This window comes from Arthrobacter sp. FW306-1B-F12A (assembly GCF_058781865.1).
The window spans coordinates 1-9,063 of record NZ_JBYSXD010000065.1 but is presented as its reverse complement, the minus strand read 5'-3'; the positions used below and the strand labels follow the sequence as shown (position 1 = coordinate 9,063).

At 62.3% G+C, this 9,063-nt stretch carries 10 protein-coding genes; 8 read left to right on the top strand and 2 right to left on the bottom strand.

Annotated features, from left to right (window positions below; genetic code table 11):
• Nucleotides 1–90 precede the first annotated feature (90 nt).
• The gene (locus tag AC3WJU_RS20805) at nucleotides 91–1,182 is read right to left on the bottom strand and encodes a polyprenyl synthetase family protein (RefSeq protein WP_492260735.1); all 1,092 of its coding nucleotides are present in this window, start codon (nucleotides 1,180–1,182) and stop codon (nucleotides 91–93) included.
• Nucleotides 1,179–1,307 (bottom strand): hypothetical protein, encoded by a 129-nt coding sequence (locus AC3WJU_RS20800; RefSeq protein ID WP_306963697.1) that lies wholly within the window; start codon nucleotides 1,305–1,307, stop codon nucleotides 1,179–1,181. Before AC3WJU_RS20800 ends, AC3WJU_RS20805 begins: the two co-directional genes overlap by 4 nt.
• 82 nt (nucleotides 1,308–1,389) lie before the next feature.
• On the opposite strand from AC3WJU_RS20800, the gene AC3WJU_RS20795 reads away from it, so the two are divergent.
• The 8 genes from AC3WJU_RS20795 to AC3WJU_RS20760 form a co-directional block, all read left to right on the top strand.
• Complete coding sequence (locus tag AC3WJU_RS20795; RefSeq protein ID WP_492260734.1) at nucleotides 1,390–1,692, top strand: hypothetical protein; 303 nt, start codon at nucleotides 1,390–1,392, stop codon at nucleotides 1,690–1,692.
• A gap of 182 nt (nucleotides 1,693–1,874) precedes the next feature.
• The gene (gene dinB, locus AC3WJU_RS20790) at nucleotides 1,875–3,077 is read left to right on the top strand and encodes a DNA polymerase IV (RefSeq protein WP_253257384.1); all 1,203 of its coding nucleotides are present in this window, start codon (nucleotides 1,875–1,877) and stop codon (nucleotides 3,075–3,077) included.
• A gap of 235 nt (nucleotides 3,078–3,312) precedes the next feature.
• Nucleotides 3,313–3,678 carry an SCO2097 family morphological protein gene (locus AC3WJU_RS20785; protein WP_059389148.1) on the top strand — a complete coding sequence of 122 codons (366 nt, stop codon included), beginning with the start codon at nucleotides 3,313–3,315 and terminating at the stop codon, nucleotides 3,676–3,678.
• Between the two features lie 377 nt (nucleotides 3,679–4,055).
• Nucleotides 4,056–4,487 carry a division/cell wall cluster transcriptional repressor MraZ gene (gene mraZ, locus AC3WJU_RS20780; RefSeq protein ID WP_059389147.1) on the top strand — a complete coding sequence of 144 codons (432 nt, stop codon included), beginning with the start codon at nucleotides 4,056–4,058 and terminating at the stop codon, nucleotides 4,485–4,487.
• 179 nt (nucleotides 4,488–4,666) lie between these two features.
• Nucleotides 4,667–5,665 carry a 16S rRNA (cytosine(1402)-N(4))-methyltransferase RsmH gene (gene rsmH / locus AC3WJU_RS20775; protein WP_492260733.1) on the top strand — a complete coding sequence of 333 codons (999 nt, stop codon included), beginning with the start codon at nucleotides 4,667–4,669 and terminating at the stop codon, nucleotides 5,663–5,665.
• Nucleotides 5,662–6,327 (top strand): cell division protein FtsL, encoded by a 666-nt coding sequence (gene ftsL, locus AC3WJU_RS20770; protein WP_306963703.1) that lies wholly within the window; start codon nucleotides 5,662–5,664, stop codon nucleotides 6,325–6,327. The genes rsmH and ftsL overlap by 4 nt, the downstream gene beginning before the upstream one ends.
• Before the next feature lie 54 nt (nucleotides 6,328–6,381).
• Nucleotides 6,382–8,178, top strand: coding sequence for a peptidoglycan D,D-transpeptidase FtsI family protein (locus tag AC3WJU_RS20765; RefSeq protein WP_306963706.1), 1,797 nt, complete (start codon nucleotides 6,382–6,384; stop codon nucleotides 8,176–8,178).
• A 141-nt stretch (nucleotides 8,179–8,319) separates the two neighbouring features.
• Nucleotides 8,320–9,063, top strand: a 744-nt coding sequence (locus AC3WJU_RS20760; RefSeq protein WP_492260732.1) for a Mur ligase family protein, incomplete at its 3' end; no start/stop codon positions are given.

The following is a 9,063-nucleotide window of genomic DNA, read 5'->3' as shown; positions in this document are numbered from 1 at the left end:
CCCCCCCCCCCCCCCCCCCCCCCCCCCCCCCCCACCACTGTATTTAAGGCAGGTATTTAGACTGCCCTTAACGCGGAATTATGAAAGAGTTCACGCGGCCCGGCTGACGGCGGCTTCGGCCAACTGCCTGAGCGCGGTGAGGGGGAGGTCCGCCAGGGGGAGGCGTTCCAAGGCCTCGAAAGCTTCGTTGCTGAGTTCCTCGATCATCGCCTCCGTGGCTTCGAGCGCTCCGCAATCCACAATGATCCGCCTGATTTCGGCGACCTCGGCCTCTCCAAGGTCCTGCCGTCCGAGCATCGTATCGATGTAGCTCGAATCATCCGCAGCGGCCTGGTTGATGGCGAATCCCACCAGGACCGTCCGTTTGCCTTCGCGGAGGTCGTCTCCCGCGGGCTTTCCAGTAGTCCCGGGATCCCCGAACACTCCCAAGACGTCGTCGCGGAGCTGGAATGCTTCACCAAGGGGCAACGCGAAAGCGGAATATCCTTGCAGGAGCTCTTCGCTGCCACCGGCCAAGGCGCCCCCAAGGGCCAAGGGGTGTTCCGTTGAGTACTTCGCCGACTTGAAACGGATGATGGACTGGGCGCGATCGACGGCACCCGCGCGGTCCCGCACCGGACCCGCGACTTCCTCGAGGATGTCCAGGTATTGGCCGGCCATGACCTCGGCGCGCATCAGGTTGAAGATCCGCCGCGCAGCCGTGCCGGAAGCGGCCCTGCTGCCGATCTCCGTGAACGCCTCCTCGCTGAACGACAAGCAGAGGTCTCCGGTGAGAATCGCGGCCGCGTGTCCGAAGCGTTCGCTGTCCAGGGCCCAGCCCTCGCCCTCATGGAGCTGGCTGAACCGCTTGTGCACACTCGGACCGCCGCGACGTGTATCAGAGCGGTCGATGATGTCATCGTGAATCAGGGCTGCGGCCTGGAAGAGTTCCAAAGCGCAGCCGGCCGTGATGATGTCGGGATGTGCGGACTCACCTCCGGCACCCCGCCACCCCCAGTAGCACATCAACGCCCGGAGCCGTTTGCCACCGGTCACAAGGCTCGTGATTGAACCCATGAGGGGAGCGACATCGGGGGAGATGGTGGCCATCGTTTCTTGTTGCACCCCAAGGAAACCGTTGAGTTTGGCGGCGACATCGGCCACAAAACGGCTCTGCTCCGAACCCAGGCTCTCCGCGGTCACTTGATTGACCCGGCGGCCACGTTGGCACCGATGGTGAACGTGGATTTGCCCGCGGTTTCCACCACCGAGATATTCACTGTTTCATTGTCGCCACGCAGGAAGTCCTTTGATTTGATACTTCCCACGGTGCTTCCGGGGACTTCCTTGAAGCCTTGCGCCGTGAGCGCGGAGGTATAAAAGGCCACAACTGCGTCAGACGGGGACGCAATGGTGCCGACCAAGGCCACCGACGCCGGCGAGGAGTTCTTGTCGAAGCTGCTGGATTCCACAGCCGCCCTGGGCATCAAGGGAATCAGTTGCTGCGGGAATCCCTGGACCAGGGAGCCGACTGCCGCCGAAGCTCCTGAGGCAGCCGTGGACGCGGTGGCCTGTGCCGGACTTGCCGAGGCAGTGGCCGCCCCGGACGATGTTGGCGCCGCCCCTTGGGATGTCGTGCCTGCCGGGGACGACCCGCAAGCCGAGATGGTCAACGCGACGCCCGTGGCCAACAAGGCCAAGCTGACGGGTTGAGGCTTTCCAAAGAGCTTCACAGGGATTTCCTCCTGGGGACGACGCCGGATGCTGCCTCCAGTTTAGGGCGCCGGATGCGGCCACCAGTAACCAGTGCCGCGGCATAGGATTTCCTTGTGAGACCACAAGCAGAGAACAACGGGCGGGGCCCCGGACAGGAATTCGCCCCGGATCCCGCTGCCCTGCGGGAACTGAGGCGCACCAGCATCCTCCACGTGGACATGGATGCCTTCTTTGTCTCGGTGGAATTGCGCACCAGGCCTGAACTCAAGGGGAAACCCGTCATTGTCGGTTTTCCGGTGGATCGCTCCGTTGTGCTGTCCGCCTCCTACGAAGCGCGCGCGCTCGGTGTGAAGTCTGCCATGCCCATGGCCAACGCCATGCGGATGTGCCCCAACGCGGTCATCATCGAACCCCGCCATAGCCTCTACTACGAGGTGTCCCGGCAATTGATGGGAATATTCGAATCGATAACGGACCTCGTGGAGCCCTTGAGCGTCGACGAGGCGTTCCTGGATGTCGGTGGCGCAATCAGGCGGCTTGGTCCGCCTCTCCAGATCGGCCATCTGATCCGGAGCCGCGTTGCCTCCGAGCTAGGGATCACTGCGTCCGTGGGAATAGCCACCAACAAGTTCGTTGCCAAAATCGCATCTACGCGCTGCAAACCCGACGGACTGCTGCTCATTGAGGAGGGGCAGACCGTAGCCTATTTGCACAGCCTGCCCGTGAACGCCTTGTGGGGAGTCGGGGCCAAGACCGCCGACGTTCTGGCCAGGCTGGGGATCCGTACCGTCGCTGACGTTGCGGCCACGCCGCTTGCTTCCTTGAAAAAGGTCCTGGGAGCTTCGGGCGAGCACGTCCACCGATTGTCGATGGGCTTGGATCCCCGGCCGGTCACGCCTATCCGGCTCGAGAAGAGCATAGGTTCCGAAGAAACGTTCGCTGTCGACACCCCGGATGACGCGCTCCTCCATCGCGAGTTGCTGAGGCTCTCCCACCGAACCGCGTCACGGCTCCGGACAGCCGGAATGCTGGCCCGGACCATCGCGCTGAAGTTGCGCTATGCCGATTTTTCGACAATCAGCCGGAGCAAGACAATGCATACGCCGGTCGATAGCGCCCAGTTGATCTATCAGGTGGCGAGCCAGTTGCTGGAGTCCTTGGGGGAGCGGCCCATGAGTGTGCGCCTTATAGGAGTCCGGGCCGAGCAGCTCGAAGCGGCGGAACACGCCTCGCTGCAGTTAAGCTTCGATCGCAGGGACGACAACTGGCGGGCGGCTGAACAGGCGCTTGACCGTGTCACCGAGCGATTCGGCAGCAAGACTGTCCTTCCGGCGACGCTTTTGGAGCCGCACGCGGAGCCCGACAGGCCGGGTTCTCCCTAGGCTTCGAAGGGCCCACGAGTGCCCTCCGGCGTGTCTTTCAGAACAGCGGCCAACAAACTATCCTAGAGATACACAGATTTAGACCGTCTGGATAAATTGCCATGTTGCGTCTGTTCCGTGAGACCGTGTTCACAAGACCCGGTCTTCGGGAACCCTTTTTTGGGTTCGTCCGTTCAAGGGAACAGAGGCAACGGCCGCGGCGTATCCAGACGCTGGCCGACTAAAGGAGGTCGCGATGCCCCTATCGGAGCACGAACAGAAGCTCCTCGAGCAACTCGAGAAGCAACTGCATGAGGACGATCCGAAGTTTGCCAATTCAATGGGCTCTGACCCCATTCGTTCATGGTCGACCAGGCACATCGTTATTGGCGTTCTAGGCACTATCGCCGGAATTCTCTTGTTGTTGGTAGGTGTGTCCTTGCAGAACATCTTCCTTGGCGTGCTGGGCTTCATCGTGATGGGCGCCGGCGTCTACTTTGCCACCCTGAGAAGGGCAGCTGGCGGGAAGTCGAAGAGCGCCAAGCCGGGCAAGTCGAAGAACTCGTTCATGAGCAACCTCGAAGAACGCTGGGACGAGCGCCGCCGCGGCGAGGAGAGCTGAGCGCTCCACCAAGGGGCTTGGCCTCCACTCGGAAGCCGAGTCCTCCACATTGCACCACCAGGCTCCGGCCTGATTGCGAAAAGACCCGAATATCGGGTCTTTTCGCATTTAACGCCGCGCTCGCACGCCGAGCGAGCCCGTCGGCGCGACTTCCATGCCGCCGTCGTGCGCTTCCCTGCAGCGCCGCGGCAAAGTCTCCTCCACCACCAACCACCCCTGAGATCCACGCGTTTTCAGGCTCCTGCATTCGAATGTGGGGCAGAAACACGCCGGATTGCGTTGACTGTGGGGGCTTGTGGAGTAAAGTGGAGCAAGTAAGAGGGTAGTGGCGGCGTGGGGCAGGTACGGGCACCTTTACGGATGGGGGCGGTGGGCCAGTGTTTCTTGGCACGCATTCTCCCCGTCTGGACGAAAAGGGCCGGATCATCCTTCCCGCCAAGTTCCGCGAGGAACTTGCTGACGGCTTGGTGCTCACAAGGGGCCAGGAGCGTTGCATCTACGTCTTCAGCCAGCGGGAATTCGAACGTATTCACGAGTCCATGCGGGAGGCCCCCATCTCCTCCAAGCAGTCACGTGACTACATCCGGGTTTTCCTGTCCGGAGCCTCTGACGAGGTACCTGACAAGCAGGGGCGCGTGACGATTCCGCCGGCGCTCCGGAGCTACGCAGGTCTTGAGCGGGAATTGGCGGTCATTGGCGCCGGAACCCGTGCGGAGATCTGGGATGCCCAGGCTTGGGATGAGTACCTGGCCGAGAAGGAAGCCGCCTTCTCGGAGACCGACGACGACAACCTTCCCGGGTTCATTTAGAAACCGGGACAGGAAGCAGCAATGCTTCTTGGACGGGATCTCCAGCCGCCCATCACATAGTTTTCCTGGCTCACCTTCCCCGGAGCCAGGCGGACGCTGCGATAGGCGCGGATGGGGATCCGGCTCAAGAAGCGACCCGCCCGACTGACAGACGAACGAATCAGCTCTGAGGAGGCCGCATGGAGGAGCAAGACGCGCCAAAACCCACCTCGGAGCGACATGTACCGGTCCTGAAGGACCGGTGCATCAATTTGTTGGCACCAGGTTTTGAGGCCGCCCGCAACCGTGGCGAAACGCCCGTCGTCATCGACGCCACGCTGGGAATGGGTGGCCACTCCGAAGCGATGCTCCAGCGGTTCCCCGATCTGCATCTTGTTGGGATAGACCGGGACGAAGAGGCCTTGGCCCTTGCCGGTGAGCGCCTGCGACCCTTCGCGGCCCGCACCGACCTGGTACATGCCGTCTACGACGAAATCGAAGATGTCATCGCAGACCTCGGAATCCCGGAAGTGCACGGCATCCTCATGGATCTGGGTGTGTCTTCCCTCCAATTGGACGAGCGGGAGCGCGGCTTTGCCTACTCCTACGACGCCCCGCTGGATATGCGGATGGACACGAGCCGCGGCCAGACCGCTGCCGACGTCGTCAACAACTATTCCGAAGAAGACCTGGTGCGGATTATCCGCAAGTGGGGCGAAGAGAAGTTCGCCGGCAGGATCGCAAACCGCATCGTCACGGCGAGGGCGATCAAGCCCTTCGCCACCACCGGTGAACTCGTCGAGCAGATCCGCGGAGTTGTTCCTGCGGCCGCTGCGAAGTCCGGCGGGCATCCGGCAAAGCGGACTTTCCAGGCCTTGCGGATTGAAGTCAACGAGGAACTCGACGTCCTGGAGAGGGCAGTGCCTGCCGCTCTCGCGGCCTCGGCAATGGGCGGACGAGCAGTAGTGATGTCGTACCACTCACTCGAGGACAAGATCGTCAAATCGGTCTTCCAATCCCGGTCCAAGTCATCGGCCCCGCTCGGCTTCCCCGTGGAGCTGGAAGAACATAAACCGGAATTCAAGACCCTGACCAAGGGCACGGAAGTGCCCACACCTGAAGAAATCGCCGAAAACCCGCGTGCGGCATCTGCCCGCCTGCGGGCCGTGGAACGCATCAAAGCGAGGAGAACAGCATGAGCACCGCTGCCGCGAAGATCCTGCCGACCACGGTGGGGAACACCGCGCGTGCCCTGCCCGCCCGGGGACCGGAACGCGACACGACCCGGAAGGCGCGGACGCCGCTCTCGCTTGTACAGAGTGTTCCCGGACGACGGCGGACTCCGTTCGTCGTCTTTTGCTTCGGCGTGCTGGCGGCAGCCCTGTTGACTGTCCTGGTGCTCAACATCTCCGTTTCCACGGCACAATACGACCTTGTGAAGCTCAGGAATGACGCCGCGTCCCTGAACAAGCAGAACCAGGATCTGACACAGCAGGTCCAGAACTACCAGGCTCCCCAGAATCTTGCCGCCAAGGCCGCAGAATTGGGAATGGTAGCTTCCACTGCCACGGGACAGATCGATCTGGACAACTTGACAGTCACAGGAAAGGCCACGCCGGCAACCAAGGGACAGAATCCCGGTGCCGTCATCGCTGCCCCTGCGGTCGCAGGCCAGTCGAGCGTCACACCTTCGGCACCCGCCAAGAACGATTCACTGGATAGCCGCAAGCCCAACGGGGCCGCCGACTCCACGCCGGCCAAACCGCAGGCGCCCGTGGCTCCTGCGGCACCCAAGCCGCCGGTTGTGGATCTCCACGGTGGTTCGGTCCCCGCTCCACAGCAGAAGGTACCCGGGCAGTAGCGTCCAGCCGACCTGATTTCAGGTAAACAGCAAGGCAAGCAGCAAGGAATCGACGTGGTGCAAAATACCGGCAAATCGAAGAACAAGAGAACGCCGGCGGCGAAGAAGCGCCTGCGCCTCGGCCTCGGAATCATGCTGACGTTGTTGCTGGTGGTTGGGGGCAAGCTGTTCCTGGTCCAGGGACTCGACGTCGGCGGAATGGCCGAGGCTGCTTACAACAACCGGCTGACCACCACCGTCCTGCCCGCCGAACGCGGCAAGATCCTTGACGCCAACGGCACCGTGCTGGCCAGCAGCGTGATCCGCTACAACATCGTGGTCGACCAGACCGTCAACACCAACACCTCTGAGTTTTCGCGCTACAACACGCAAACCCAAGCCATCGACACGATCTCGAGGACCCAAGGGATAGCAGAACTTTCCAGCGCCCTGGGCATGGACGTCAGCCAGGTAACGCAGGCAGTGACCGGCGACAAGAAATACAACATCGTGGCCAAGGAAGTGAAGCCCGATCTCGAAGACCGGATTTCCCAACTGCATATCCCCGGTATCGTCTCCGAGGGCATCAGCAAGCGCGTCTATCCAAACGGCAGCGTCGCGGGTGGCATTATCGGCTTCCTCAAGGACGGCACCACGGGCCAAGCCGGACTTGAGCAGACCCAGGACGACCTCCTGCGCGGCAAAGACGGCAAACGCGTCTTTGAGATCGGCGCCGACGGCCTCCGTATCCCCGTGGCAACCGATCTGCTGACCCCGGCCGTCAACGGCAAAGACGTCAAGCTGACGCTGAACACGGACATCCAGTACTTTGCGCAGCAGGCCATCCAGACCCAGGTCAACCAGCTCAATGCCGAGTGGGGATCGATCGTCGTCGAGGACATCAAGACCGGGAACCTCATTGCGATGGCGGACACGAATGCCCCGGATCCCAACGACCCGGGCAAAGTGGCGGCCGCGGACCGCGGCGTGCGGTCAGTGACGGCTGCCTATGAGCCTGGCTCGGTGGAAAAGATGATTACGGCGTCGGCCGCGATCAATGAAGGAAAGTCCAGCCCGCTGGACACTGTCACCATTCCGCCGGCTTTGACCATCGACGGTCAGACTTTTACCGATGCGTTCGACCATGGAACCGAGCAGAGGACCCTTGCCGGCATCCTTGGATATTCGATGAACACAGGTACCGTGATGATCGGCAGCCGCCTGAGCAAGCAACAGCGTTACGACTACCTCACCCGCTTCGGTATCGGGCAAGCTCCGGACATTGGCCTTCCCGCCGAAACCTCAGGCATCCTGGCCAAGCCCGATCAATGGGATGACCGCCAGCAATACACCGTGCTGTTCGGCCAAGGCGTTTCACAGTCAACGCTGCAGACCGTCCGGGCGTACCAAAGCATTGCCAACGACGGCGTGATGCTGCAACCGCGGCTAATCGACGGCTACGTCGGAGCCGACGGAGCCGAGGAGAAAGTGCCTGCCAAGGATTCCCAGCAAGTCGTTACCAAGGAAACCGCGCAGCAAGTGCGGGACATCCTGGAGAGCAACGTCACCATGGGCGAAGTGAAAGATGCAGCCATCGACGGATACCGGGTGGGCGCCAAGACAGGTACGTCCCAGGCACCGCGTGAAGATGGCCTCCCTGGCTTCGATGGCTACACCGCGTCGATCGTGGGCATGGCGCCGATGGACAATCCGCGCTTCATCGTGGAGGTCGTCCTCCAGCGGCCCAAGGGCAGCATTTACGGCATCACCCAAGGACCGATTTTCCGCTCGGTCATGGGCCAGGTCCTGCGTACCTACAACGTCCCGCCGTCCACCGGCACGCCGGCGCGGTTCCCCCAGTACGCCAAATAGGGCCAGCACGGCAAGTAGTTCAGTTTCGCCAAGTAAGCTTGTTGGGCATCTGTCCGGCCACATTTCGATCCAACCATGCCGTTCGCGGGAGCCCTGAGGGTTCCCGTGCGGCCAGTTTTACGAGTACCAACGGAGACCACCTTGTCAGAGCAGAATGATGCCGTATCGATCCCTACAGGGAACCCGCCGGCTACCGACAAACCCGGCTTCCGTCCAGCCGTCGTGGCGCCTGTTCCCCTGGAAGCCGTCGCCTCGTCCCTCGGAATCGCGCTGCCGCCGGACTCCGCCGCCACGTCGGTGACGGGTGTGTCCCTCAACTCGCGCACCGTCGAGCCGGGAGACTTGTACCTGGCGCTGCCCGGTGCCACGCGCCACGGGGCCGACTTTGTCAGCCAAGCGGTGGCAGCCGGTGCCGTGGCCGTCTTGACCGATGAGGACGGCGCACGTCAATTGGCCCTTGAGGATCTTGCTGTTCCCGTTCTGATCGTCGGCAATCCCCGCGCAGCCGTCGGTTCACTCGCGGCCCTCGTTTATCGAAGCCAACCACTGGATGGGGTTTCGCCGACGCTTTTCGGTGTAACCGGTACGAACGGCAAGACGACGACGACGTATTTCATCAACTCCCTGCTCCGCGCCTTGGGCATGAACCCGGGATTGATCGGGACGATTGAAATTCTTGCGGGGGGTGAGGCCATCCCGAGCCTGCTGACCACGCCGGAATCAACGGATGTCCATGCCTTGCTCGCCCTCATGCGCGAACGCGGGCTGGAGGCGGCTTCCATGGAGGTCTCCTCCCATGCCCTGTCGTTCCACAGGGTCGACTCGGTGACGTTCGACGTTGCCGGCTTCACCAACCTGACACAGGACCACCTCGATCTCCACGGA

What these genes read in the sequence shown, in the direction of transcription:
- AC3WJU_RS20795 (WP_492260734.1), top strand. Translation starts at nt 1,390, where the DNA reads ATGGTGCCGACCAAGGCCACCGACGCCGGCGAGGAGTTCTTGTCGAAG.
- AC3WJU_RS20785 (WP_059389148.1), top strand. Translation starts at nt 3,313, where the DNA reads ATGCCCCTATCGGAGCACGAACAGAAGCTCCTCGAGCAACTCGAGAAG.
- rsmH (WP_492260733.1), top strand. Translation starts at nt 4,667, where the DNA reads ATGGAGGAGCAAGACGCGCCAAAACCCACCTCGGAGCGACATGTACCG.
- ftsL (WP_306963703.1), top strand. Translation starts at nt 5,662, where the DNA reads ATGAGCACCGCTGCCGCGAAGATCCTGCCGACCACGGTGGGGAACACC.